The sequence below is a fragment of the Oceanobacillus sp. FSL K6-0118 genome, assembly GCF_038006665.1.
GTDB classification, from domain to species: Bacteria; Bacillota; Bacilli; order Bacillales; family Amphibacillaceae; genus Oceanobacillus; species Oceanobacillus caeni.
In genome coordinates this window covers 2,243,265-2,269,486 of sequence record NZ_JBBOVR010000001.1, presented here as the reverse complement: position 1 = coordinate 2,269,486, position 26,222 = coordinate 2,243,265, and the positions used below count along the sequence as shown (strand labels likewise).

The window sequence follows — 26,222 nt, the reverse complement described above, 5'->3', positions numbered from 1 at the left end:
ATGAATGTAAATGTAAAAAAGACAAAGGGTGAAGAAACCTTAACGGATGAACAAGTAAAAGATTATATTTTACAGAGCCAACAAGGGAATAAAGAAGCAAGAGATATATTAGTAGAAAAGAATATCCGGCTTGTTTGGTCAGTTGTTCAGCGTTTTATTAATAGGGGTTATGATCCAGATGATCTATTTCAAATAGGGAGTATCGGACTAATAAAGTCGATTGATAAATTTGACCTTTCCTTTGACGTTAAATTTTCTACTTATGCGGTACCGATGATTATTGGAGAAATTCAACGTTTTATTAGGGATGATGGAAGTATAAAGGTTAGTCGCTCTTTAAAGGAAATTGGAAATAAAATAAGAAGAAAAAAAGATGAATTAACGAAACAATTAGGACGATCACCAACAGTTAATGAAATTGCGGAGGCTTTAGAAATAACACCAGAAGATGTCGTTCATGCACAAGAAGCATCTAAATCTCCGCATTCCATTCATGAAACTGTATTTGAAAATGATGGGGATCCTATTACATTATTAGACCAAATAGCAGACACCGATACAAAATGGTTTGATAAATTAACATTGCAAGAAGCAATTAAGAATTTAAATGAAAGGGAACGACTTATTATTTACTTACGATATTATAAAGATCAAACCCAAACCGAAGTTGCGGATAGATTAGGTATTTCTCAAGTACAAGTATCTAGACTTGAGAAGAAAATATTAAAAGAAATGAAAGGTAATATGGATTTGTAGAGGAGTTCGAAAAAGCCATCACATTAATGTGGTGGTTTTTTCTGTTTGAAATTGTACTGATAAAAAGTCTTTACTTGGTAATACTAAACGTACAGTTCATTTATTTAAGGATGGGATGACCTTGACGAACATTGTATATTTACGAATGAAAAAAAATGCCAACTTCCCTAACTTATGTGAAATTTTTTTAAAAGACATTGCTTATGTTTCAACAGCTGACACTTCATTAAAGAAGAAATTAGAAAATACACCAATTTATCGCCTAACGAAAAAGGATAAAAATTTAGTAGTAATCGATAGTTTTTTATTAATAGAACATTTAACTAAAAGTTATGAAGATGTAGAGATTCAACTTGTAGGACCAAATCAGAGCATTGTTAGAGTAATTTCGAGTAAAAAAACCAATTCCGTCTTCCTTGTAGCATGCGTGTGGCTTGTATTGTTTATTGGTACTGCGATGACAATTATGAACTTTCATTATGATGTTAGTATGCAGGAAGTGCAACAAAAGCTTCATCTATTATTAACTGGTGAAGAAAACGAATTTCCATTATGGATTCAAATACCTTATTCCATAGGATTAGGCTTAGGAACAATCCTTTTTTTTAATCACTGGTTTAATAAACGCTTTAATGAAGAACCAAGTCCACTAGAAGTTGAAATTTTTAACTATCAACAAGACCTTGATAATTATTTGAGTCATAAAGAAAATAGTTTAAATGTTAGAGAACCTTCTAATTAATTTTATTCAAGTCCTTATTGGTTTTAGTGGAGGTCTTGCTGTAGGTGGTGGATTTGTTGCTTTTATAACGGTATTAAAAATTATCCCAAGGTTATTACAACTAACAAAATCTTATAAGCTAATCAAATTTTACACCGCTTGTGTGGTTCTTGGTTTAATTATGGGATCATACTTATCTTTTGCCAATGTTAATCTAAATCAACCCGTACTCATTTTAGTGGTTTGGGGATTATTTCATGGGATCTTCAATGGAATGCTTGCCGCTGCACTGACAGAGGTATTAAATGTTTTTCCAGTTATAACAAGAAGAATACGCCTAGAAAATAGTCTGCTTATTCTACTCATGGCTATTATGTTTGGTAAGATAGTTGGTTCGTTATTTCAATGGACTATTTTGGTTAGGTTGTAATGAGAGTGGAGTGTTTAAACGATGAAGAAGAAAAATGATAAAATGCCCGTGTCGGCTAATATAATTCGCAACCAAGAATACATGGAAAAAAGAATAGGTATAAATGTCTCTTTCGACGTAGGTTTTCGAGAATTTATTATATTAAAAAAGAAAGTTCAACTTTATTATGTAAATGGATTGTGTGATACATCAACAATACAAGAACTTTTGGAAATTATGATTGGAATTAATGATGTTGAAAGTAATAAGAAAAAGTTACCTGAAATCATCGAGAATCGTTTAATCCATCAGCAAGTAGAAGCGGTAAATACGATGGATGAGGTAGTTGACCAAGTTTTATCGGGATTGGTTGCTTTTTTTGTAGATGGTGAAAAGCAAGCTTTTATCGTTGATGTTAGAACGTATCCGGGAAGGACACCAGAAGAACCAGACACTGAGAAAGTGATTCGCGGATCGAGGGACGGTTATACCGAAAATATTATCGAAAATACTGCTTTAACACGTAGAAGAATACGGGATGAACGATTACGTAATGAAATGCTAAAGGTTGGAGAACGTTCAAAAACTGATGTATGTATTAGCTATGTCCAAGATATAGCGGATGACGATTTAGTTGATTTAATTAAAGAAAAAGTGGAGTCTATTGAAGTTGATGGAATTGCAATGGCAGATAAGGCAGTTGATGAATTTTTTAGTGATAAAAAATGGAACCCTTATCCATTAGTAAGATATACAGAAAGACCTGATGTAGCTGTAAGCCATTTGCTGGAAGGACATGTTATTGTTATGGTAGACACATCCCCAAGTGTCATTATCATACCAACAACTTTTTTCCATCATATGCAGCATGCCGAAGAATATAGGCAGACCCCCTCTGTTGGTACGTTTATACGTCTTATACGTTATTTAGCTGTGTTTATGTCATTGTATCTTTTACCATTATGGTTGCTGTTTGTTTTAGACCCTACTTTATTGCCTAAAGAGCTGTCGTATATTGGACCAAATGAAGAAGGTAATATTCCAATATTAGTACAAATCATTTTAGCAGAATTAGGAATCGAATTTTTAAGAATGGCTGCGATTCATACGCCAACACCATTAGCAACTTCTATGGGGTTAATTGCGGCAGTATTAATTGGTCAAATCGCAATAGATGTAGGAATGCTCAGCGCAGAAGTTATTCTTTACGTGTCAATAAGTGCGATAGGTACTTATGTTACATCTAGCTATGAGCTTAGTATTGCGAATAAGCTGGCAGGTTTATTTTTAATTTTAGGAGCAGGTTTCTTTGGTGTGAAAGGTTTTGTTATTGCATTCTTGATTCATATAATGTATTTGATAAACTTGCAATCACTAAAAACACCTTACCTATGGCCTTTCCTTCCTTTCAATGCAAAGGCAATGTTTAATATTATCTTTAGGATTCCGGTTCCTTATTCTAATAAGAGACCAAGAATTGTACATCCGAAGAATACTTATAGACAACCAATGAAAAAGGGCTAACCATGTCGTTAGCTCTTTCGTTTTTTGTCTATGTGTGTTAAAGTATTTTTATATTTTTACGTATAATCGGGGGAATAAAAATTATGATTACGGAGTACCATCCTTTTCCTATAAATAAAAATGGTCACCTTGAAATAGGTGGTATGGATACAGTCGAATTAGCAGAAAAATATGGAACACCCCTTTATGTTTACGATGTCTCCATGATAAGAAAAAATGCAAGATCATTTGTGGAAACCTTCGAAAGACTAGGAGTACAAGCGAAAGTTGCATATGCAAGTAAGGCATTTTCTTCTATAGCAATGCTGCAAGTAGCAAAGCAAGAAAACCTATGTCTTGATGTAGTTTCAGAGGGAGAACTTTACACAGCTTTACTAGCTGATTTTCCAGTAGAGAAAATACATTTGCACGGAAATAATAAAAGCTTAGACGAAATTACGATGGCGATCAAACATGATATCGGCTGTATTGTAATCGATAATTTCTATGATATAGAATTAATTGAACAAGTAACAAAAGTATACGGTAAAAAAGTTAATGTATTAATCCGAGTTACACCAGGGGTTGAATCTCATACGCATGAATACATCATGACAGGTAATGAAGATTCAAAGTTTGGATTTGACTTACAAAATGGTCAAGCAGAAGAAGCTTTCCAAAAATTATTAAATCACGAAACCATTCATTTTAGAGGGCTTCATTGTCATATAGGTTCTCAAATATTCGAAACAGATGGATTTAAGGTTGCAGTAGATCTATTATTTGAAGAACTAGGTAAGTGGAAAGAGCGTTATAACTATACACCTGAAGTTTTAAATTTAGGTGGGGGGTTTGGGATTAGATACACGAAGGAAGATCAGCCTTTACCCTATAATATTTATGTTGAAGAGTTAATCAAGTCAGTTAGAAACCAAGTAAATTTATTGAATATATCAATGCCAGAGATTTGGATTGAACCTGGTAGAGCAATCGTTGGGAATACTGGTATTACATTATATACAATTGGTTCTATGAAAAATATTCCTGATATTCGTAAATATGTATCAGTTAACGGTGGGATGACAGATAATATTAGACCCGCATTATACCAAGCAAAATATGATGCAGTAATTGCTAATAAAGCAAATCAACCGGTAACAGAAGAAGTGTCTATCGCCGGTAAAGCTTGTGAATCGGGGGATATGTTAATTTGGGACCTATCTGTACCTAATGTAGAACATGGTGATATATTAGCTGTTTTTTCAACAGGTGCATATAACTACTCGATGGCAAGTCATTATAATAGAATTCCTAATGCAGCAGTCGTCTTCGTAGAGAATGGCGTAGATAAATTGGTAGTAAAACGCGAAACGATGGAAGATGTTGTGAGAAATGATTTATCCTACCTATAACGTGGGATGACTATCAATTATATTAGTGATAGAATAGACATGATTAACAGAAAAAGGAGATTGTAAAATGGCTAAAAAAGGATATATTTTAATGGAAAACGGAAATAAAATTGAATTCGATTTATTTCCAGAAGAGGCACCTGGAACAGTAGCGAACTTTGAAAAACTTGCTAACGAAAACTTTTATGATGGTTTAACTTTCCACCGTGTCATTCCTGGTTTCGTAAGTCAAGGTGGTTGTCCAATTGGTAATGGAACTGGAAATGCTGGCTATACAATTAAATGTGAGACAGATAATAACCCCCATAAACACGAAGAAGGTTCACTATCGATGGCGCATGCGGGAAGAGACACTGGAAGTTGCCAATTCTTTATAGTACACGAACCCCAACCACATTTAGATGGCGTTCATACTGTATTTGGAAAAGTTACTTCTGGAATCGAACACGCTAAAGCAATGAAAAATGGAGATGTCATGAAAGAAGTTAAAGTTTATTCTGAGTAAGTTATTGTGATGAATTTAATCCAGATAATATTCATTTTAGTATTAATTATTGCACCTTTAAGTACGTTTTTTCATGAATTTGGCCATGCTATTGCGGCAAGAACGCTCAAAGCTAATGAGATTACGTTAAAAATGGGTAAAGGGAAAAGATTAGTAGCAATAACACTACTGGATTTAAACATCGAAATCCATTCTCTCTTTTTTATAGGTGGGCACACAATAAGTAAACGATATCCATACTATAAAAAGAGGGAATTAATTTACATTTCATTATTGGGTCCACTTTCAAATGGGATTATTGCATTATTATTATATTTTTATTTGAGTTATGAAGTAAATTTATACATAGAGTTAAGCTTTTGGTTTAATATTTGGTTGTTTACTATGAATATAATCCCGATACACATGAATAATAAGTACACAGATGGGTATATTGTGTATAAATTAATATCTGAAGGGCAAAAATAGATAGATACTAATTCTTTTTTACTTCTTAGGTTCATTTGACAAAATGCATATTTAATGCAATAAATATATATATACTTTTCAATAGTCAATTATGGCTTTAAGAAAAATAACTCTATTAGAGGATGTTCAAAACGCTCTATTAGTGCGTGTTCAACAGGAGGATGGAAAGGACCGAGGTCAGCTAAATGCGCAACGTCCTATTACTACGCTTCTCCTACATAGGGGGGATACCGACGTTAGCTGCAAAGGTTGTCTGTACGTCGCAGTATCTTTCTCACTGGTCTTTTTGAACAACCTTTATTAGTCTTTATTAAGAGGGGTCTTTATGTTAATTCGTTTTAAAAAGAATATGGAAAAAATTGCCATGGGATTATTGTCATTTATGCCAGATGTAAAAAATGATGTGAAAAAATTACAGAATACAATTAAAGAATATGAGTCCAATCCTAATTGGAATCTTTATTTATGGAAAGAGGACGATGATGTCTTAGGTGCAGCTGGTGTTCGGTTAGAAAATAATTGCATTATTATCCAACATGTTTCCGTTAATCCGTCCCATCGGAATCTAGGGATAGGGAAGAAAATGATAAATGAACTAATTAAACTTTATGACGGAGAACATAAAGTTTTACCTAGTGATGACGTCCAAGAGTTCTATCTTAAATGTAAAGATAATCATATTCAAAATGAAGAACAATAAAAGCCAGCCCATCACTGAGGGCTGGCTTAAAACTTGGCGGATAGAATAATATAAATATTTCTGCTTAATGTCTAGCTCCAGCACCCAGCGACTAGCGAGACTTCCTTCACCGTACGTTGCTAAACGGGCGCTTACGCTTTTCTTAATATATTTTAGAACCAAGCGGCACCAACAATGATTAGAAGAATAAACAATACAACGATTAACGCGAATCCTCCGCTATATCCATGACTCATAAACAAATTCCTCCTTTTTTCTTCTTCAACAAATGTTTTATAAACATTTGTCTTACATTAATAACTTATGTTGGTATTTACCATGTTGTATGGGCGAATAGCACGAAAACTTAAAATTGCAACTAAAGAGAGGTAAGAAATATGGTGAACCAAGCCTACGAAGTAAAGTTAGATGTCTTTGAAGGACCACTAGATTTATTGCTACATTTAATAAATAAATATGAGATAGATATCTATGACATCCCGATGGCTGAAATCACAAAACAATATTTGGATTATATACATACGATGAAATATTTAGAGTTAAATATTGCAAGTGAGTATTTAGTGATGGCCTCGACTCTTGTTGCTATTAAAAGTCAAATGTTATTACCAAAACAGGAAATAGTTGATGAAACGGATGAATACGTAGAAGACCCGAGAGAAGAATTAATGAATCGGTTAATTGAATATCGGAAATATAAACAAGCAGCGGAAAAATTAAAAGAAAGAGAAGAAGAAGCCATTCATACGTATACAAGGCCACCTGTTGTATTTGACGAACTAATACAGGATAAAACAACAGTTTCTAAAGGGAATGTATCGGTATATGACATGATCAATGCGTTAGGTAAAATGTTTCAAAGAAAGAAATGGGATCAACCACTTGATACGAAGGTTAGTAGAGCGGAGATTCCAATTGAACAGCGAATGAAGGATGTATTAAAAATGGTGAAAAAATCTCATCATGGTGTTGCTTTTGATCAATTATTTCCATATCCTTCTAAAACGCACATTGTTATTACTTTCATTGCTATATTAGAATTAATGAAAGTTCATGAGGTTTATTGTAAACAAAAACAACATTTTGATACGTTATATGTATTTTCTATGGAGGAATAATTTTGGAAGTTACAGAATGGAAGGCTGTTGTTGAAGGTTTAATTTTTGCAAGTGGTGATGACGGAATAACAGTCAAACAATTGAAGAATATTTTAAATATCACGGATGAAATGATTGCCCACTTAATTGAAGAATTGAAATACGATTATGAACGAATAGATCGAGGTATCATGATGATGGAATCAAAGGGTGTACTTCATCTTACCACGAAACCTGAGCATAGTGAATTTTATAAAAAGTTGTTGGAAACACCAAATTCCAATCGAATGTCTCAAGCAGCACTTGAAACTTTAGCAATCATTGCCTATAGACAACCAATTACAAAAGCTGAAATTGAAGAATTACGTGGAGTTAAGAGTGATCGTCCGCTTCAATCCCTTGTAGCGAAATCGTTAATTGAAGAAATCGGAAGAAAAGATAGTGTTGGTAGACCTATCTTGTATGGAACAAGTAAAGATTTCCTTACTTATTTCGGTTTAACTTCACTAGAGGAGTTACCCTCTCTTCCGGATGAAGTTTCCGATTCGAGTGAAGTGAATCAAGAAGCGGATTTATTTTTTGAACATTTTAATGAAGAACTGAATAAGAATGAATGATGAATCCATACATTAAATTTTAATGTATGGATTTTTTGGTAGGTAGGATTTATCACATTAACATTAAATAAGAAAATTGCTCATATCACTTCATTTGATGCATAAAATGTATGGATACCATACACGTGGGAGGACAACCAAAAATGAAAATAAAGATTTTATTACTAACCGTAATATTCTTTGCTGCTAATTTGCTAATCTCTACAAATGGACAAGCAGCTTCTGCCGCACCGGGTGTATCAGCAAATAATGCTGTATTAATAGAACAATCAACTGGACGAGTATTATTCGAAAAAGATGCACATTCCCAAGAATCCATCGCCAGTATTACTAAAATTATGACGGCAATTATTGCAATTGAATCGGGAAAAATGAAAGAAAAAGTGACTGTAAGTAGAGAAGCAATTTATACAGAGGGGTCCTCTATTTATTTAGAACAAGGTGAAAAAATGACGCTAGAGGATTTAGTTTATGGGTTAATGCTTCGGTCTGGTAATGATGCCGCGGTGGCAATTGCCGAGCATGTTGGAGGTAGTTTAGATGGATTTGTCTACCTCATGAATGAAAAGGCAAAATGGTTAGGAATGGAAAATACTCATTTCGATAACCCACATGGTCTTGATTCAGATAATCATTATTCTAGTGCATATGATATGGCGATATTAACGCAATATGCGATGAATAATGAGAAGTATAGAGAAATATCAGGCACTACTTCTTATAAATCAGATGGAAGAACATACAGTTGGATAAACAAAAATAAATTGTTAACTCAGTATTATGAATATTGTACAGGTGGAAAAACCGGTTTTACAAAGAAAACGGGAAGGACGCTTGTTTCAACAGCTAGTAAAGACGGTATGGATTTAATTGCCGTCACGTTAAATGCACCTGATGACTGGAAAGATCATATGTCCTTATATGAATGGGGTTTTGAAAACTTTGATATGAAAACATTAACAGACAAAGGAGAAGTAAAATTTAATTTAATAGACTTAAATAAAAGTCAAATAGGATTTTTACGAGATAAAATTCATTATCCGTTATCCGACGATGAAGAGGATATCGTAACATTTAAGAATTATATTTTAAAAGATGTTGATACATCATCAGGAGATAACATAATCGGAAAAAAAGTATTCTACTTAAATGATAAAGAAATTACAGAAACACCAATATATGCGGTTGAAGACTCTGTTTCATCAGATGCAAATAAGAAATCATTCATGTCAGAAATCCTCTCATTTTATAAAAAAGTTACAGGGATGTAGATATATATGGTTAATCTAATATGGGCATTTATGGCAATTGTTGGTATTATTTATGCGATGTTTAATGGAACGATGGAAGAAGTCAACAAAGCTCTATTTGAAAGCGCGGATGAAGCTGTAAAACTATCTATTGGGTTAATTAGTATTCTAGTGTTTTGGTTAGGGATTATGAAAATAGCAGAGGAAGCAGGTATATTAAGAGTGCTTGCAAAACTGTTACGTCCGATTGTAGTAAAAATATTTCCAGAGATTCCGAAAGATCATCCAGCAATGGGGTACATTTTATCCAATTTTACAGCGAATATATTTGGTCTAGGAAATGCAGCCACACCACTTGGAATAAAAGCAATGGAAGAGATGAAAAAATTAAGCGGAACAGAAACTGCAACACGTTCCATGATCACATTTTTAGCTATAAACACTGCAGGCTTAACCTTAATTCCATCAACAGTAATCGCCATTCGGATGCAATACAACTCCAGTTCACCTACTGAAATTGTCGGTACTACTATTATTGCTTCTGCTGCTGCATTAACTAGTGCATTATTATTGGACCGTTTCTTTTATTACAGAAGCCTTAGGAGGAAGGAATAATGGGAATTGTCACTACTATAAGCACTTGGCTTATTCCTTGCTTTTTATTATTAGTCCTAGGAGTTGCACAGTGGAAAAGACTCCCATCATACGAATTATTCGTTGAAGGAGGAAAGGAAGGTGTTAAATTAGCATTTTCTTTACTTCCTTTTTTAGTTGGAATGTTGGTCGCCATCTCTATTTTAAGGAGTTCCGGGGCCTTGGATGCGTCTATTGGTTTAATAGCTCCCATACTAACAGCAATAGGAATTCCCCCGGATATTGTCCCATTAGCACTAGTTAGACCCATTTCTGGAAATGCAGCCTTGGGGGTTACTTCCGAATTAATTGCAACACATGGACCTGATTCTTTTATCGGCAGACTTGCGTCAACCATGCAAGGAAGTACCGACACCACTTTGTACATATTAACTGTATATTTTGGTGCGGTAGGGATCAAAAAGATGAGATATGCTGTAAAAGTTGGACTCTTAGCAGATTTAGTTGGTATAATTGCATCAATCATAATTGTTACCCTTATATTTGGGTAATGCTAAAAAGTAGCGTTAACATCGTGTTAACGCTATTATTATTTATGAAAATAATAATAAGAATGGTGATATAATGACAAACAACTTGGAAAGACTTCAAAAAGTTATAGCTCAAAGTGGAGTAACTTCTAGAAGAAAAGCAGAACAATTAATTTTAGACGGTAAGGTAAAAGTAAACGGAGAAGTGGTAACCGTTTTAGGTACAAAAGTATCTAACCATGACAAGGTAGAAGTGGAAGGGATTCCGCTCGAAAAAGAGTTGCCAGTTTATTTTCTTATGTATAAACCACGTGGAGTTATCTCTAGTGTTAAAGATGATAAAGGAAGAAAGGTAATTACAGATTTACTTAGTGAAGAAGTAGAGGAACGTGTATTTCCAATAGGAAGGCTAGATTATGATACTTCGGGAATTATCTTACTGACAAACGATGGTGATTTTGCTAACTTACTTATGCATCCAAGACATCAAATTGATAAGGTATATGTAGCTAAAGTAAAAGGAATACTTAAAAAAGCTGATTTAATGCAACTTAAAAAAGGGGTAAAATCCGAAAAAGATTTACTTAAGGCTGTAGATTATAGAATTGTATCAACAGATAAAAAGGCAGAAACTACGGTTATTGAACTAACGCTTCATGAAGGAAAAAATAGGCATGTAAGAAGAATGATGGAAGGGTTAGGTTTCCCTGTAGTTAAATTAAAGAGAGAAAGATATGGTTTTTTAAATTTAGATGGTTTAAAACGTGGTGAATACCGTCCATTAACTCCTAAAGAGGTTAAACAAATGTATAACTTGGCAAATCAAAATTAAAATGTTGAATTATTGACAAATTTCATCTTCTTAAAAAATGTTATACTCGCATAAGGAGTGATTGAAATTGAGTTTAGAAAATAAAAAAGAGTCAAAGAAAACTAAAAAAAGAAATCGATTAATTTTTCGATCTATCATTTTAGTAGTCTTAATTGGAGCCACTATTTTTGCTATTGTTTCTAATTCTAAAGCAGATAATTCTATTTATCGTGCTGGGGATACCGCTCCAGACTTCCAATTGAAACAGGTAAGTCATAATAATAATTTAGAAAGCGTTCAATTAAGTGATTTAAAGGGAAAAGGGGTAATGCTGAACTTTTGGGGAACTTGGTGTAAGCCATGTGAAGCTGAAATGCCTTATATGGAAACTTTATACCCGAAGTATCATGATAAAGGAATCGAGATTCTCGCGGTTAGTTTAGATAATACGGAATTGGTAATTAACCGCTTTATTGATAAACATGATTTAACGTTCCCAGTATTACACGATACAACTGGTGAAATTAGAGATCTATACAAAGTTGGACCGATTCCAAGTACATTTTTTATTGGTCCAGATGGCAAAATTAAAGAAGTTGTAAATGGAGCACTAACATTAGAAAAGTTAGAGCGATCATTGCAAAATATTTTACCAGAATAAATTACCACGTCTTAACTGGTCGTAACCACCTATTTAAAACTAGAATTATAAGTGGCGGTGGATAGCCAGAAGAGCCCTGATTAGTTCAATTCATATTAAGATGGAAGAAAACTCTACTGAATATGTTGAACTTTACATTATCGATAAAACGTGAGGGATCAATAATGAAACGAATTAAATGTGATTGTGGTCATGTTAATCCATTAGGTACCGTACTTTGTGAATCCTGTGGAAAGCCTATAGAGGAAAACCAACATATTGATGGTAATGAAGGAAAAAAACTATTAAATATGCGTTATGATGGAACAGCAAGGCGATCCAAAACGTATACTAAATCCGTTGTGGATCGAATTTGGAGTTTCTTTTCTTCTGTTAAAGTAGGGGTATGGTTAATTGTCTTAGCTTTAATTGCTTCTATGATTGGTACCATTTTCCCGCAAGAAATGTACATACCTGCAAATGCACCAAATCGTGATCCAGCTGTATTCTACGAAAGTCAATACGGTGTGTTGGGTCTTATATACTATCAACTAGGCTTACATAATTTATACTCATCGTGGTGGTATTTGTTACTTATTGCTTTAATTGGGGTATCATTAGTTATTTGTAGTTTAGATAGATTTGTACCACTTTTTAGAGCATTAAGACATCAAAATCCAAAAAAACATCAATCTTTTTTAAGTAGACAACGGTTATATAGCGAAACTGAATCAGCCACTGATGAAGAATTGGAAACGGTAAAAAAACAATTAAAGAAACGTCGTTATAATATTAAAGAGAAAGATGGTTATCTTTTAGCAGAAAAAGGGCGATTCTCTAGGTGGGGGCCATATGTCAACCATATTGGCTTAATCATTATCCTTATAGCAGCTATTTTACGTTCGACCCCATTATTTTTTATGAATGAATATGTTTGGGTACGTGAAGGGGAAACAGAGGTTTTACCTGGTACAAATGGAGAGTATTATGTTGAAAATAAAGACTTTATTTTTGAGACACATGATGAAAATGATGAAAGATTTAAGGACGCTTTAAGTAAAGAAGGAATGGTTGCTAGCAATTATCAAACAGATGTAGTCGTGTATAAAGCAAATCGATCTATTCCCGGTGAAGAACCAGAACTAGAGCCAGTCGTAGAGGATTCCATTCAAATGAATAAACCTTTGAGTTTCGACGGATATGATTTAATTCAATCAGGGTATCAACTAAATGAATTTTCTTCGATGACATTTAAAATACATGAAACATCGGATGCAGACGAGAAATCATTAGGGTCTTTTACAGTTGATTTAAGAAATCCTCAACCTGAATTTGATCTTGGTAATGGCTTTAAAGTTGTTTTGGATCAATTTTATCCAGACTATTATTTAGATGATAATGGGATACCAGCTTCTGAAACCAATTTTCCACGAAATCCTGCTTTTGTATTTTCCGTTTACAGTGAGGATAGTGAAAAACCTGAGGTAAGTTTTGTTGGAATTGGAAGAAATATAGATGGAACAGGGGAAAATAAATATAAGCTAGGTATCGAGGATTTTGAGATGCACGATGTTAGTGGTCTAACATTCAAGTACGATCGATCCTTACCGTTTTTTGGTATTGGTGCAGTTATTTTTATGATTGGTGTCATTCAAGGTATGTATTGGCAACATAGAAGAATATGGATCCATAAGAGAAAAGATGGTTCATTGGTAATGGCAGCCCATACAAATAAAAATTGGTTTGGCTTAAAGAAAGATATAGAAACTGTAACCGAAAATACAAATATTAAAATGGTTGAAGATCAGCAAGAACTTGGCGAAAAAGATAATTAATCTTTCTCGCAGTGATCAAGGAGGAATTTTTTATGGATCTATTAAGTATTAGTAGTACGGCATTATATACAGCTTTCATCTTGTATTTAATTGCCACATTTTTCTTTGGTGCTACTATTAAAGATAAACAAACAGATAATAAGAAAAAAGGATTTTCAGGAAAGATTGCCATCACACTTACGATTATTGGATTCCTAGCACAGCTTGTTTACTTTATAACAAGATGGATTTCAAGTGGACATGCTCCAGTAAGTAATATGTTTGAGTTTCTAACATTTCTAGGAATGGCTTTAGTACTTGGCTTTATTATTCTATATGCATATTATAAACTCAGTTTCTTAGGCTTATTCGCTCTTCCTATTGCCATGATCATTATCGCTTATGCAAGTATGTTTCCAACTGAAATATCACCATTAGTGCCTTCGTTGCAAAGTCACTGGTTATATATACACGTGACAACGGTCGCATTAGGTCAGGGTATTCTTGGGATAAGCTTTGTAGTTGGTTTAATGTACTTGATTAAAGAGGTTGATCAAACTGTAAGAAGTAAAGAAACAACATGGTTGGAAATAGTCATGTATATTTTATTTGTATTCATTGGTTTCATTGTTATTACAACTTCATTTAATTTTATGAACTATAATGCTACTTTTGAGTATGGCCAAGGAAGTAGCGCTGCCACCACCGATTATCATTTACCTGCTATTGCGGCTCCTAACGGTGGTACATTAGTAACGGAAGATGTCATGAAACCATGGTTTGAAACACCTGCTTGGTTCCAAGGTGAAGATGCGGGACGTAAATTTAATACATTAATTTGGTCTGTTATCACAGGAACTGTCATTTATTTGATTACTAGATTGATCTTAAGAAAACGCGTTGGTGCAACTATTCAACCTTTATTAAAAAATATGAAAGCAGATTTATTAGATGAGATAGAGTATCGTTCTGTTGCAATAGGATTTCCAGTTTTTACCTTGGGCGGTTTAATATTTGCTTCGATTTGGGCTGAAATTGCTTGGGGAAGATTTTGGGGCTGGGACCCTAAAGAGGTATGGGCGTTAGTTACATGGTTATTTTTCGCAGCATATTTGCATTTGCGACTATCAAGAGGTTGGCATGGTAAAAAATCCGCTTGGCTTGCTTTGGTAGGTTTCGGAATTATTATGTTTAACTTAATTGTTGTTAACTTAGTGTTAGCTGGATTACATTCTTATGCTTAAAAGTGTACAAGACGAGGTACTTCTAACCTCGTCTGTTTCTTTATAGTGTGTTTTCAAAAAGAGGATGAAAAGGACTTTTTGAACAACCTCTTATACATTTTACTTGCTTTCGTTTATAATTAGTATAATAGAGCTTTAGGGGGATATTTATGTCACAAGAAACAAAAATTTTAATTGCTGATGATGAAGATAGAATTAGAAGATTAATTAGAATGTATTTGGAGCGGGAGGATTATATAATCGAAGAAGCTGATAATGGTAAAGATGCTCTCGAAATGGCATTAGAAAATAACTACCATGTTATTATTTTAGATATCATGATGCCAGAAATGGATGGAATAGAGGTTTGTCAAAAATTAAGAAAAGAAAAATCTACACCGGTAATCATGTTAACTGCTAAAGGGGAAGAGGCGAACCGAGTTCAAGGTTTTGAAGTAGGTGCAGATGATTATATTGTAAAACCATTTAGTCCACGTGAAGCAGTCCTACGTGTTAAAGCATTATTACGAAGAGTAAACGTATCTTCTTTTAATGAACAAGATGTCGTTTCGAAGGATTTATTAGTATTTCCTCATATTACAATTGACTACGATGCACACCGTGTAACTGCAGAAGGGCAGGAAGTTAGTTTAACACCGAAGGAATATGAATTACTATGCTTTTTAGCTAAATCTCCTGATAAAGTTTTCAATCGTGAAGTTTTGCTTAAAGAAGTTTGGCAGTATGAATTTTTTGGAGATTTGAGAACTGTGGATACTCATGTGAAGCGTTTAAGGGAAAAATTGAGTAAGGTTTCTAAAGAAGCAGCAAAAATGATTGTAACGGTATGGGGTGTCGGTTACAAGTTTGAGGTTGATGATAAATAATGTTTTGGCGTAGTGTAGTAGGCAAACTAGCAATAACCATTTTACTGTTAGTTTGCTTTGTGTTATTTATATTATCAATTTTTTTATTACAGTTTTTTGAGAACTTCCACTTGGATGAAGCTGAAACAAGTATGATGAAAACAGCAACTAAAATTTCTTATTTGGTAGATGAACAAGAAGATCATAGTGTAATTCAAGAGACTGTCGATTTAATAAAAGACCCTACTAATCGGGTTGCTATTATTTTTCCGGACGGTGATTTTTGGGTTTCGGAAAGTAATGATAATCATCTTTTTAAATTAGAGGAAGATTGGATTAAGAATGATCCTGAATTAGTGGAAGTGATGACGGAATCAAAGGAATTAAAGAAACAAATTACATTACCAAATAGTGATATGGATGCCATTATTGTCGGAAAACCTGTCTTAAATAATGGTGGTGTTTTTGTTTATCAATCTTTACAGGCAGTAGAGCAAACAAAATTAGAAACTAGAAAAATTATTTATTTAGCCGCCGGTATCGCACTTGTCTTAACTACATTTTTCGCTGTCTTTCTTTCTACGCGTATCACGTCACCGTTAATTAAGATGCGAGAAGCAGCACATGAACTAACCCGAGGTGAGTTTAATACGAAAGTACCGATTTTGACACATGATGAAATTGGTGACCTAGCCATTGAATTCAATCGTATGGGTAGACAACTTAAGTTTCATATAAATGCGCTCAGGCAAGAAAAAGAACAGTTTTCAAGTATTGTAACATCTATGGCCGATGGTGTCGTAACTTTAAATCGAAATGGAGACATGATTGTTATTAATCCTCCAGCAGAGAAATTTTTAGAGAACTGGTACTTTGAACATAATGTAAGTACAAATCTTTCTAATAAACCGCTTCCTGTTGAATTAAAAGAAGTTTTGGAAGAGGTTATTGGTGGGGAGGATAAGGTACTACGTGAAATTGTTATTCAAGGTAGAAACTATGTGATGCTTATGACACCTCTATATGATGGATCACAGGTACGTGGAGCTGTGGCAGTTATTCGTGATATGACCGAAGAAAGACGTTTGGACAAGTTACGAAAAGACTTTATTGCGAATGTATCTCATGAATTAAGAACACCTATATCTATGCTTCAAGGATATAGTGAAGCGATTGTAGATGATATCGCGGAAAGTAAAGAAGAGAAAAATGAACTCGCTAAGATTATTCAAGATGAATCGTTAAGAATGGGTAGATTAGTAAACGAATTACTTGATTTAGCACGTATGGAAGCTGGACATATCCAATTAAATAAAGAAGAAGTAGAAATTCAAGCATTCGTTGAACGAATCTTAAAGAAATTCCAAGGAATTGCAGCGGATAACCAAGTAGAGTTACTATTTGAAAATCATATTAAGAGTAATACTGCCATATTAGATCCCGACCGCGTAGAACAGATTTTCACGAATCTAATTGATAATGCGATTCGCCATACAGATGAAAATGGTTTTGTGAAGGTATCCGTAAAAAATAATGAAAATGAACTGGTTGTATCGATTGAAGACAATGGTAGTGGAATACCTGAAGAAGATTTACCATTTGTTTTCGAAAGGTTCTACAAAGCTGATAAATCAAGAACTAGAAACAAACAGAAAAAAGGAACGGGGCTTGGATTGGCAATTGCTAAGAACATTGTTAATGCGCATAATGGGTCCATAAGTGTTAAAAGTAAACTACATCAAGGTACAACATTTACATTTAATATTCCAAGGGATAAGCAATTCTTCATTTAAAAGGGTTGTTCAAAAAGTCCCGTGAAAATGACCCTTTGATGTTACAAGTCGGCAAGACTCCTTGCTCCTTGAAAAGAAATACATTATTGAACATGCACTTAAATCAATAATCTTGAAGGAAGTGACAAAAGTGGGGAAACATACTCTCGTACTAGCTACCTTTTTTATTTTAATTATCTTTGCAGGATGTTCAGAGAATAATGAAAATAATGTGACAACCAAAACTTCAAATAGTACACATTCTGAAGAAGTCGCTGATGATTTAGTACGAATTACAATTTCTAAAAATAATGGGAAAGAACACATAACCGAAGAAGAAATTCCTATTAAAGGTGGCGAAAATTTACTTGAGTTGATGCAAAATAATTTTTTCACAGAGCAAGTAAACGGTCAAGTCACTTCCATCGAAAGACAAAAAGCAAATGAGGAAGAAAATTTGCTATGGGTTATTATGGTAAATAATGAACCACTTACTGTTCAGCCAGCAGAATATAACGTACAATCTGGCGATAAAATTATTTTTGATCTACATGAAGTGAAATAAATGTTTTAGAAAACTTGGCATTCGCTAGGCTTTAGCGAATGCCTTAGTTGCACTTATGCAAATCTTTATTACCTGAAAAAAATACCAACTTGATTTCAAGCTGGTATTTTCATTGGATTATCATATAATAAAGATGTATTTATTCATTCTCCATATTTTAATGGATTACCATCAAATGTTTTTTTAGATATTTTAATAGAATCTGTTGGACAACCTTCATATGCGTCTAACACATCGTCCACATATTGATTGGGAACACATTTTGTACCTTTATTGTCATCGATTATAACGTACGAAATACCCTCATCATCATAATCAAATACTTCTGGTGCTGCCGCTCCACATGCTCCGCAAGCGATACAAGTTTCTTGATGTACTATAGTAAATATCGACATTATAATCCTCCTAAAAAGCCAAACCAACTAATTTTATTGTAAAATTAAATAACATATTATTCAATCATACTTTTTATCCCACCTTAAGCCACTGGAGAAACAAAGAAGATAGGTGGGAGATTAACTGCCCATAAAGGTGCGATAAGTGCGACTAACTATCAGCGGGGGAAGGCCCCCTGATAGAAGTCTTCTTTATGAACATATTAAGGGAAAGGAGTTTCTCAGGTTGATATTTGAGCAGATAATACTACATTGTTTTCAAAACATCAAAGCCGAACGTAGCTCTTCTAGTATATATCACTTATTAAAAGGAAAAAGATCGATTCAAACAGTACAGGATGCGCATTTATATTCATTAGGTTCATATTATGGCGTCTATAAAAGTATTTCAAAAGGGTATTATGATAAGAAAATTCATGAATTAGTGAAAGATGATTTATTAGAAATGGTAGACGAACAGGAAGCATTATATCATATTTCTCATAAAGGTTTAGAATGGAAAAACAATCAAGCCTTTCCCTTGTCTTTTAAAGGATTATTATATTTTGATAAAGCAGATATTTTTATGGGACGACTATTGTTGCTCATCCAAACCTTAACGAATAGTAAGATGAATTTCTACTCCTTTATTCCGGTCGTGAATAATCCGGAAATAGAATTATGGGTAAAACATGCATACAGACGGGTGAAAGGTTCTGAATCAGTGATATTATACAAGATATACAGTGAATTAAAACTTTGTTTATCCCAACTTTTGGAAAAGGAAGCGAATATTTTTGTTGATCGACTGACAGGTTATCAGTCTTATGGGATGAGTTTATTTCAATTGTCAAAGGAATATAACATGACGGTGGATGATATACACCTAATCCTTATTAGTATTATTCATCGTATATTAGGTGATTTGGAAGTCGATTCTACGAAATTCCCAATTCTCTCAACTATGGTTGATAAGAAATCATCTTTATCCCAAATTACGAATTCGGCTAGTGAAACATATAAATATTTTTTAAAAGGTTTAACCATCGAGCAAATTGCAAATGTAAGACATTTAAAACTAAATACAATCCAAGATCATTTAGTAGAGATTGCTTTGTATGATCATCAGTTTTCAATTGATCGATATGTAAATAAAAATGAACAAAATGAAATCCTCTCTGCATTAAAAAAAGCGAATTCTCATCGCTTAAAAGATATTAAAAAATTAGTTGATGATCAAATTAACTATTTTCAAATCCGGTTAGTTTTGGCTATACAGAACAAACATAATAGACAAGGAGGAAATTAATTGGAACTAGAATTGGAACGAGAATTACAAAAACATTTCCGCTTTTCTACTTTTCGAACTGGACAAAAGGAAATTATCCAAGATGTTCTTAACGGGAATGATGTGCTAGGAATTTTACCTACTGGTTCAGGAAAATCGATATGTTATCAGCTTCCAGCCATCATGATGGACGGATTAACGATTGTTGTTTCTCCTTTAATTTCTTTAATGATGGATCAGGTAAAAGAAATGAAAGCAAATCATTTCAAAAAAGTAATTGCAATCAATAGTTTCATGAATTTTGAAGAAAGAAGAGAAATTTATAGAAATATCCATACCTATAAACTTCTTTTTATTTCACCAGAACTTCTAAGTCAAGATTTTATAATCCATTTATTACAACGTGTAAAAGTTTCTCTCTTTGTGATTGATGAAGCCCATTGCATTTCACAGTGGGGGTATGAATTTAGACCTGATTATTTAAAGTTAAATTCCATTATTGAAAAATTAGGAAACCCACCCACGTTAGCATTAAGTGGTACAGCCACACCTGAGGTTCAAGCGGATATTATGACTTCTTTGAATAAGCCGGAAATGATAAAACATATATATCCTATGGACAAGCCCAATATTGCTTTTTGTATAGAAGAAGTGGAAAATGATCAAGAAAAAAATGACATGATTATCCAACTATTAAAAAAGTATAATATACCTACGTTAATATATTTTTCAAGTAGATTAACAGCAGAAAGTTTTACAAGATTCCTTTCTGAGAAGTTACAAGGCAGGCGGGTTGGCTTTTACCATGCCGGGATGGAACCAATGGATCGAGTTATGATCCAGCAACAATTTATGAATAATCAATTAGATATCGTTTGTTGTACAAGTGCTTTTGGCATGGGAATAAATAAAGGTAATATTAGACTAATCATTCATTACCATATACCGTTGCAACTCGAATCATTTATTCAGGAAGTTGGAAGAGCCGGGCGGGATGGAAAATCAAGTGTTAGCTTATTACTTTTTTCTAAAAGTGATATGTTACTACCTAATCATTTGATAAAAAGTGAATTACCCGATGCAAAAGATTTATCCAATGTATTCGGATATTTGCGTGATCTAACTTTACAAGATATGGATTTACCAAAAGATGATGTACAAATCCAAAACCTTTTCAACCTTAACGAAACTCAATGGAGATTTTTGCGATATCAGTTAGAGAAGCATCATTTGATCCATGACAACAAAATTATGGATTATAATAAAACTTGGGAAGACATTTATCAATCTATATTCCATGTTATAAACAGCCGTGTTAAACTAAAGATAAGTAAACTTACTGAAATCATAAAATGGATTCACGAAGATAGGTGTTTAAGAGATACTTTATATCAAGGTTTTCAACCGACACATAGTGGAGCCGAGTTTCAATGTTGCAGTAACTGCGGATTTACATGGTCAGAATGGACCCCAGAACAACAGGAAATCGAAAGTAATTTGGGGTTAAACTGGGAGAATAAACTAAAAAAACTTCTGTTACTAGATATATAGCGGAAAAAGTTAACCAATTTTCATTATGAATCGCTTTAATGGTGAGGTGTAGTGTACATGAGTGTGAAAATAAAAGAAGATCAAGCATCAGAGCTTAGAAATTTACTAGATGGTATAGAAAATGAAAAAGAATCAAAAGAAGAAGACCCTCAAAAAGCGAAAATAGATGTATTAAATTTACCGCCTAGAAAGGAAATACATACGAATAAAGGTAGAACCCATTTTAAATTTGATAAGCCATTTATTAGGTTTATTACTGTCATTATATTTGCGACCATTATAGTTGCTGTGTATTATTTTATCATAGGTTAACTAGCTGGCAGATTAGTCCATCTAAGATTTGGTGAAAGGGTAGTAAATCCCCACTGATGGAAGTCTTCTTTATTGCCTGGAATCGGAAGGAGCTCTAAAATGAGAAAGAAATCTTACTTGGAAAAAGTTCAATTATAAATCAATATGCATATAATAATGTAAATAATGGATTTATTAGAAAACTTGGTATTGCTATTAGGCTGGTGAATGGCCTTAGTTGCACCTATGCAGAATGGAAAGATTGGATTTTTATACTTTCTTATCTGCCTAAAAAAGGAGGATACTGGTATGCGGGTGGAACGTTTGTCTGATGATCAATTTTCTATATTCCTACATTTCGATGATCTAGTGGAACGAGGTTTTACGACAAAAGATTTATGGAAAGATGCATCAAGTGTCCGAAGTTTATTCAGTGATGTAATGTACGAGGCTAGTTCAGAGATTGGATTTGAATTAGAAGGAATGCTGCTTGTACAAGTTCATTTAATGCAAGCTCAAGGTATGCATGTTATCGTAACACAGGAAATAGAAGAGATGGATTGGGATGATGATTATATTGAAATGAAGGTTACTTTAGATGAAAGTAATGAAATTATATTTTCCTTTTCCGAATTTGAAGATATAATACGATCAGCTTCTTATTTATCCTTTAAATCTATTACTGGTGGCCAGGTTTATTATATGAACGATCGTTATTATATGCTCTTTACGGAAGATGATGTATCATTGGAGACAAGGGAAGATATCATTGCAATATTATCTGAGTATGCAGCTCCAAGTATTGTAACTTCCTATAGATTAAATGAATACGGTAAAAAAATATATAAAAATAATGCTGTTCAACAAATTTTAGATGTATTTTATTAATAATAGTTTGAAAGCGTGTAGTTAGAGGAGTGCGTAGTATGAAAATTGCTGTTCTTTACGGCGGGATTTCTGGGGAAAGGGAAGTTTCTCTCTCATCCGGGAAAGGGATTATCAATGCATTAAAAGCAAAAGGTCATGAAGTAATTGGAATTGATTTTGACCCGGAACATCTGGAGGAAATCATTCAATTAAAAGTTGACTTAGTCTTTATAGGTTTACATGGGAAACTTGGAGAAGACGGTAGAATTCAAAGTTTATTAGAAATGTTAAAAATTCCATACGTTGGTTCAGGAGTCTTAGCTTCGGCTCTAGCGATGGATAAAGCAAAAGCTAAACAGATTTTCGATATGAACCAAATTCCAGTTGCAAAAAGTGAAACATATACGTTATTAGATAAACAAGGTACGGATAGTATAGTTACTAATATCAAGGAGACCTTTCAGATACCATTTGTAATAAAACCAAATCAAGAAGGTTCAACCTTAGGATTATCCATCATCAATGATGAAAAGGAAATTTATGATGCTGTTAATAAGGCATTTAATAGTGATAATACCATTTTAGTAGAAGATTTCATTAAAGGAAAAGAATTAACAGTTCCCGTGATGGGTTCCCCAGGTAATGAAAAAGCACTTCCTATTATTGAAATTATTCCTAAAAATTCTTATTATGATTATGAATCGAAGTATGCACATGGTGGCAGTGAACATATTGTACCTGCAAAAATAGATGAACAATTAACGAAGCAAATTCAAGCATTTGCTGTCAGGGCTCATCAAGCACTAGGTTGTGAAACATATTCAAGAGTTGACTTTATTTTATCCGAAAAGAATGTACCAGTTATTTTAGAGGTAAATACATTACCTGGAATGACTCCAACAAGTCTTTTCCCTGATTCGGCAAAAGCGGTCGGTATATCGTATGAAGATATGGTTGAGCAATTTGTTAAGTTATCCATATAATTTTACTTTAATTGTATGTTCAAAAAGGAGGATGAAAAGGACTTCTACGTTGCCCATAGACGTGGGCGTCCCTTAGTAGAAGTCCCGCCATCGCTAACGAACTTCTTTAAAGGAAGGCAGACTAAAAGCACGCTTCCTCCTTTTAGTGGCATGTTATTTTTACCGGACTTTTTGAACAACTTCTTTAATTGCATATTTATGGTGAACGTGTATACTAGTCATTAAATAGAATGTTTGCAAATTACTATGGTGCATAATGTAGGAGGTAAATGCATGGTAGCCGAACAACCAGCAGACTCTAATTCAAATCAAGAAAACATGGATGTTTTATCGTCTACACGTACGGTGATCAAAACTGCATTAGAAAAATTAGGTTACCCGGAGGAAGTTTATTCGCTACTCAAAGAGCCATTAAGGATGATGACTGTTCGAATACCAGTTAGGATGGATGATGGAAATGTCAAAGTTTTTACTGGTTATCGGGCTCAACATAATGATGCTGTAGGACCAACAAAAGGTGGAATAAGGTTTCATCCAAAAGTAACGGAAAATGAAATTAAGGCACTTGCTATATGGATGAGTTTAAAAGCTGGAATTGTTGATCTTCCATATGGTGGGGCTAAAGGTGGAATTGTTTGTGATCCAAGAGAAATGTCTTTCCGCGAATTAGAAGGACTTAGTCGTGGATATGTACGAGCGGTTAGTCAAATTGTCGGACCTACGAAGGATATTCCTGCTCCGGATGTATTTACGAACTCACAAATTATGGCGTGGATGATGGATGAATATAGTCGTATTGATGAGTTTAATAGCCCTGGATTCATAACTGGAAAACCTATTGTTTTGGGTGGATCTCACGGAAGAGAGACGGCAACTGCAAAAGGAGTCACAATCGTTCTTAAGGAAGCAGCTAATAAAAAAGGGTTAAATGTTAAAGACGCTAGAGTAATTGTTCAGGGTTTTGGTAATGCAGGTAGTTATCTTTCTAAGTTTCTACATGACTCCGGGGCAAAAGTTGTTGGTATATCAGATGCCTATGGGGCGCTTTATGATCCAAAAGGTCTAGATATCGATTATTTGCTTGATAGACGAGATAGTTTTGGTACAGTTACAAAGTTATTTAATAATACGATTACAAACAAAGAATTATTAGAGCAAGAATGTGATATTCTAGTACCTGCAGCAGTTGAAAATCAAATTACAAAAGAAAATGCTAATAATATTAAAGCAAGTATTGTTGTAGAAGCAGCAAATGGACCAACAACAATGGAAGCGACAAAGATTTTAACGGACAGAGGAATTTTACTCGTGCCTGATGTGCTAGCATCGGCCGGCGGTGTCACCGTATCTTATTTTGAATGGGTTCAAAATAACCAAGGCTATTATTGGTCCGAACAAGAAATTGATCAAAAACTTAATGAAATTATGATAAAATCATTCAATACGATTTATAATACAGCTAAAACAAGAAGAGTAGATATGCGTTTATCAGCGTATATGGTCGGTGTTAGAAAAATGGCTGAAGCATCTAGATTTAGAGGCTGGGTATAATCCAAGAATAAAGACGAAAAAACTCTTATCATATATAATAGGGTAAGAGTTTTTTAATTTTTACAAAGGAAGTGAAGTAATTGCATCACGAGGAGGTCATTATAGTAGGTGGAGGACCCTGTGGTATGTCATGTGCGATTGAATTACAAAATGCGGGTATGAATCCACTTATTATCGAAAAAGAAAATATTGTAAATACAATTTATCAATTTCCAACTCACCAAACTTTCTTTAGTTCAAGTGAAAAGTTAGAAATTGGTGGCGTCCCATTTATTACAGAGAATAAAAAACCAGTTAGAAATCAAGCTCTAGCATACTATAGAGAAGTTGCGCTAAGAAAAAACTTGAGAATTCATTCATTTGAAAATGTCCAGAAAATCACACGAAATGGAAATCATTCGTTTGTAGTTGAAACGGAGACAATGGATGGAGAAGAAAGAATTTATAAAGCCAATCATGTAGTGGTTGCTACTGGGTATTATGATCAACCTAATTATATGCATGTTCCTGGGGAGAATCTCCCTAAAGTAATGCATTATTTTAAAGAAGCACATCCTTATTTTGATAAAGATATAGTTGTAATTGGTGGCAAAAACTCTGCCGTTGATGCCACGTTAGAGTTACATAAAGCTGGTGCAAGGGTAACGGTGATCTATCGAGGAAGTGAATATTCAACAAGTGTAAAACCATGGATTTTACCTGAATTTGACTCATTGGTACGTAATGGACATGTTAAGATGGTATTTAACTCTCAAGTAACGGAAATAACAAATGATGCAGTTTCCTATTCTGTGAATGGTCAAGAGCATACCATTAAAAATGATTTTGTTTTCGCTATGACAGGTTACCAACCTAATGTTTCTTTTCTAGAAAATATAGGAGTGCATGTAGACAAGAATACTGGAAAACCAGATTATAATGAAATAACCTATGAAACAAATGTGCCAGGGGTATATATTGCGGGAGTTGTAGCAAGTGGTTTTAACAACAATGAAATATTTATTGAAAATGGACGCTTTCATGGACAAGGTATTGCTGAATCCATCATTAATAAAAAATAGCAG

General features: G+C 33.9%; 29 protein-coding genes. 27 read left to right on the top strand and 2 right to left on the bottom strand.

Going from position 1 to position 26,222, the window contains the following annotated elements; genetic code table 11:
• The 8 genes from sigF to MHI02_RS11625 all read left to right on the top strand — a co-directional run bounded on the left by sigF (position 1) and on the right by MHI02_RS11625 (position 6,474).
• Positions 1-756 (top strand): RNA polymerase sporulation sigma factor SigF, encoded by a 756-nt coding sequence (gene sigF / locus MHI02_RS11660; protein ID WP_047183898.1) that lies wholly within the window; start codon positions 1-3, stop codon positions 754-756.
• Between the two features lie 121 nt (positions 757-877).
• The gene (locus tag MHI02_RS11655) at positions 878-1,498 is read left to right on the top strand and encodes a stage V sporulation protein AA (protein ID WP_165589205.1); all 621 of its coding nucleotides are present in this window, start codon (positions 878-880) and stop codon (positions 1,496-1,498) included.
• Positions 1,476-1,907 (top strand): stage V sporulation protein AB, encoded by a 432-nt coding sequence (locus MHI02_RS11650; protein WP_047183900.1) that lies wholly within the window; start codon positions 1,476-1,478, stop codon positions 1,905-1,907. The genes MHI02_RS11655 and MHI02_RS11650 overlap by 23 nt, the downstream gene beginning before the upstream one ends.
• Positions 1,908-1,928: 21 nt before the next feature.
• Positions 1,929-3,410 (top strand): spore germination protein, encoded by a 1,482-nt coding sequence (locus MHI02_RS11645; protein WP_204798097.1) that lies wholly within the window; start codon positions 1,929-1,931, stop codon positions 3,408-3,410.
• An 83-nt stretch (positions 3,411-3,493) separates the two neighbouring features.
• The gene (gene lysA, locus MHI02_RS11640; protein ID WP_204798098.1) at positions 3,494-4,801 is read left to right on the top strand and encodes a diaminopimelate decarboxylase; all 1,308 of its coding nucleotides are present in this window, start codon (positions 3,494-3,496) and stop codon (positions 4,799-4,801) included.
• Positions 4,802-4,868: 67 nt separating this feature from the next.
• Positions 4,869-5,306 carry a peptidylprolyl isomerase gene (locus MHI02_RS11635; protein ID WP_047184979.1) on the top strand — a complete coding sequence of 146 codons (438 nt, stop codon included), beginning with the start codon at positions 4,869-4,871 and terminating at the stop codon, positions 5,304-5,306.
• Between the two features lie 9 nt (positions 5,307-5,315).
• Positions 5,316-5,774: a M50 family metallopeptidase gene (locus MHI02_RS11630; protein ID WP_047184980.1), complete on the top strand. Its 459-nt coding sequence runs from the start codon at positions 5,316-5,318 to the stop codon at positions 5,772-5,774.
• A gap of 325 nt (positions 5,775-6,099) precedes the next feature.
• Positions 6,100-6,474: a GNAT family N-acetyltransferase gene (locus MHI02_RS11625; protein ID WP_047184981.1), complete on the top strand. Its 375-nt coding sequence runs from the start codon at positions 6,100-6,102 to the stop codon at positions 6,472-6,474.
• Between the two features lie 152 nt (positions 6,475-6,626).
• Here the strand turns inward: MHI02_RS11625 and MHI02_RS11620 are convergent, their stop codons facing one another.
• Positions 6,627-6,710 (bottom strand): YjcZ family sporulation protein, encoded by an 84-nt coding sequence (locus tag MHI02_RS11620; protein ID WP_060668722.1) that lies wholly within the window; start codon positions 6,708-6,710, stop codon positions 6,627-6,629.
• A gap of 144 nt (positions 6,711-6,854) precedes the next feature.
• On the opposite strand from MHI02_RS11620, the gene MHI02_RS11615 reads away from it, so the two are divergent.
• The 12 genes from MHI02_RS11615 to MHI02_RS11560 all read left to right on the top strand — a co-directional run bounded on the left by MHI02_RS11615 (position 6,855) and on the right by MHI02_RS11560 (position 18,253).
• Positions 6,855-7,592, top strand: a complete 738-nt coding sequence (locus MHI02_RS11615) for a segregation/condensation protein A (RefSeq protein ID WP_047185118.1) — start codon at positions 6,855-6,857, stop codon at positions 7,590-7,592.
• A gap of 2 nt (positions 7,593-7,594) precedes the next feature.
• The gene (gene scpB / locus MHI02_RS11610; protein WP_047184982.1) at positions 7,595-8,188 is read left to right on the top strand and encodes an SMC-Scp complex subunit ScpB; all 594 of its coding nucleotides are present in this window, start codon (positions 7,595-7,597) and stop codon (positions 8,186-8,188) included.
• A 143-nt stretch (positions 8,189-8,331) separates the two neighbouring features.
• Complete coding sequence (locus MHI02_RS11605; RefSeq protein WP_047184983.1) at positions 8,332-9,459, top strand: D-alanyl-D-alanine carboxypeptidase family protein; 1,128 nt, start codon at positions 8,332-8,334, stop codon at positions 9,457-9,459.
• 6 nt (positions 9,460-9,465) lie between these two features.
• A complete protein-coding gene (locus tag MHI02_RS11600) occupies positions 9,466-10,053 on the top strand; it encodes a nucleoside recognition domain-containing protein (RefSeq protein WP_047184984.1) in 588 nt (195 codons plus the stop codon).
• Positions 10,053-10,583 carry a spore maturation protein gene (locus MHI02_RS11595; protein WP_047184985.1) on the top strand — a complete coding sequence of 177 codons (531 nt, stop codon included), beginning with the start codon at positions 10,053-10,055 and terminating at the stop codon, positions 10,581-10,583. Before MHI02_RS11600 ends, MHI02_RS11595 begins: the two co-directional genes overlap by 1 nt.
• Positions 10,584-10,656: 73 nt before the next feature.
• A complete protein-coding gene (locus MHI02_RS11590) occupies positions 10,657-11,394 on the top strand; it encodes a pseudouridine synthase (RefSeq protein ID WP_047184986.1) in 738 nt (245 codons plus the stop codon).
• Between the two features lie 67 nt (positions 11,395-11,461).
• A complete protein-coding gene (gene resA, locus MHI02_RS11585; RefSeq protein WP_047184987.1) occupies positions 11,462-12,034 on the top strand; it encodes a thiol-disulfide oxidoreductase ResA in 573 nt (190 codons plus the stop codon).
• Positions 12,035-12,198: 164 nt separating this feature from the next.
• Positions 12,199-13,848, top strand: coding sequence for a cytochrome c biogenesis protein ResB (gene resB / locus MHI02_RS11580; protein WP_341165927.1), 1,650 nt, complete (start codon positions 12,199-12,201; stop codon positions 13,846-13,848).
• A gap of 32 nt (positions 13,849-13,880) precedes the next feature.
• Positions 13,881-15,071: a c-type cytochrome biogenesis protein CcsB gene (ccsB, locus tag MHI02_RS11575; RefSeq protein WP_047184989.1), complete on the top strand. Its 1,191-nt coding sequence runs from the start codon at positions 13,881-13,883 to the stop codon at positions 15,069-15,071.
• Between the two features lie 149 nt (positions 15,072-15,220).
• Positions 15,221-15,937, top strand: a complete 717-nt coding sequence (locus MHI02_RS11570) for a response regulator transcription factor (protein ID WP_047184990.1) — start codon at positions 15,221-15,223, stop codon at positions 15,935-15,937.
• Positions 15,937-17,709: an ATP-binding protein gene (locus MHI02_RS11565; protein ID WP_047184991.1), complete on the top strand. Its 1,773-nt coding sequence runs from the start codon at positions 15,937-15,939 to the stop codon at positions 17,707-17,709. The genes MHI02_RS11570 and MHI02_RS11565 overlap by 1 nt, the downstream gene beginning before the upstream one ends.
• A 130-nt stretch (positions 17,710-17,839) precedes the next feature.
• Positions 17,840-18,253, top strand: a complete 414-nt coding sequence (locus tag MHI02_RS11560; protein WP_052771695.1) for a DUF4430 domain-containing protein — start codon at positions 17,840-17,842, stop codon at positions 18,251-18,253.
• A 143-nt stretch (positions 18,254-18,396) separates the two neighbouring features.
• Here the strand turns inward: MHI02_RS11560 and MHI02_RS11555 are convergent, their stop codons facing one another.
• Positions 18,397-18,648, bottom strand: a complete 252-nt coding sequence (locus tag MHI02_RS11555) for a ferredoxin (protein WP_047184992.1) — start codon at positions 18,646-18,648, stop codon at positions 18,397-18,399.
• A 226-nt stretch (positions 18,649-18,874) separates the two neighbouring features.
• On the opposite strand from MHI02_RS11555, the gene MHI02_RS11550 reads away from it, so the two are divergent.
• The 7 genes from MHI02_RS11550 to MHI02_RS11520 all read left to right on the top strand — a co-directional run bounded on the left by MHI02_RS11550 (position 18,875) and on the right by MHI02_RS11520 (position 26,219).
• The gene (locus MHI02_RS11550; protein WP_341165926.1) at positions 18,875-19,936 is read left to right on the top strand and encodes a helix-turn-helix domain-containing protein; all 1,062 of its coding nucleotides are present in this window, start codon (positions 18,875-18,877) and stop codon (positions 19,934-19,936) included.
• Complete coding sequence (locus tag MHI02_RS11545; protein WP_047184994.1) at positions 19,937-21,466, top strand: RecQ family ATP-dependent DNA helicase; 1,530 nt, start codon at positions 19,937-19,939, stop codon at positions 21,464-21,466.
• 57 nt (positions 21,467-21,523) lie between these two features.
• The gene (locus MHI02_RS11540) at positions 21,524-21,778 is read left to right on the top strand and encodes a hypothetical protein (RefSeq protein WP_047184995.1); all 255 of its coding nucleotides are present in this window, start codon (positions 21,524-21,526) and stop codon (positions 21,776-21,778) included.
• Between the two features lie 288 nt (positions 21,779-22,066).
• Positions 22,067-22,645 (top strand): genetic competence negative regulator, encoded by a 579-nt coding sequence (locus tag MHI02_RS11535; protein ID WP_047184996.1) that lies wholly within the window; start codon positions 22,067-22,069, stop codon positions 22,643-22,645.
• A gap of 38 nt (positions 22,646-22,683) precedes the next feature.
• A complete protein-coding gene (locus MHI02_RS11530; protein ID WP_047184997.1) occupies positions 22,684-23,607 on the top strand; it encodes a D-alanine--D-alanine ligase in 924 nt (307 codons plus the stop codon).
• 273 nt (positions 23,608-23,880) lie between these two features.
• A complete protein-coding gene (locus MHI02_RS11525; RefSeq protein ID WP_047184998.1) occupies positions 23,881-25,158 on the top strand; it encodes a Glu/Leu/Phe/Val family dehydrogenase in 1,278 nt (425 codons plus the stop codon).
• A gap of 80 nt (positions 25,159-25,238) precedes the next feature.
• Positions 25,239-26,219 (top strand): YpdA family putative bacillithiol disulfide reductase, encoded by a 981-nt coding sequence (locus MHI02_RS11520; RefSeq protein ID WP_084824059.1) that lies wholly within the window; start codon positions 25,239-25,241, stop codon positions 26,217-26,219.
• Positions 26,220-26,222 lie beyond the last annotated feature (3 nt).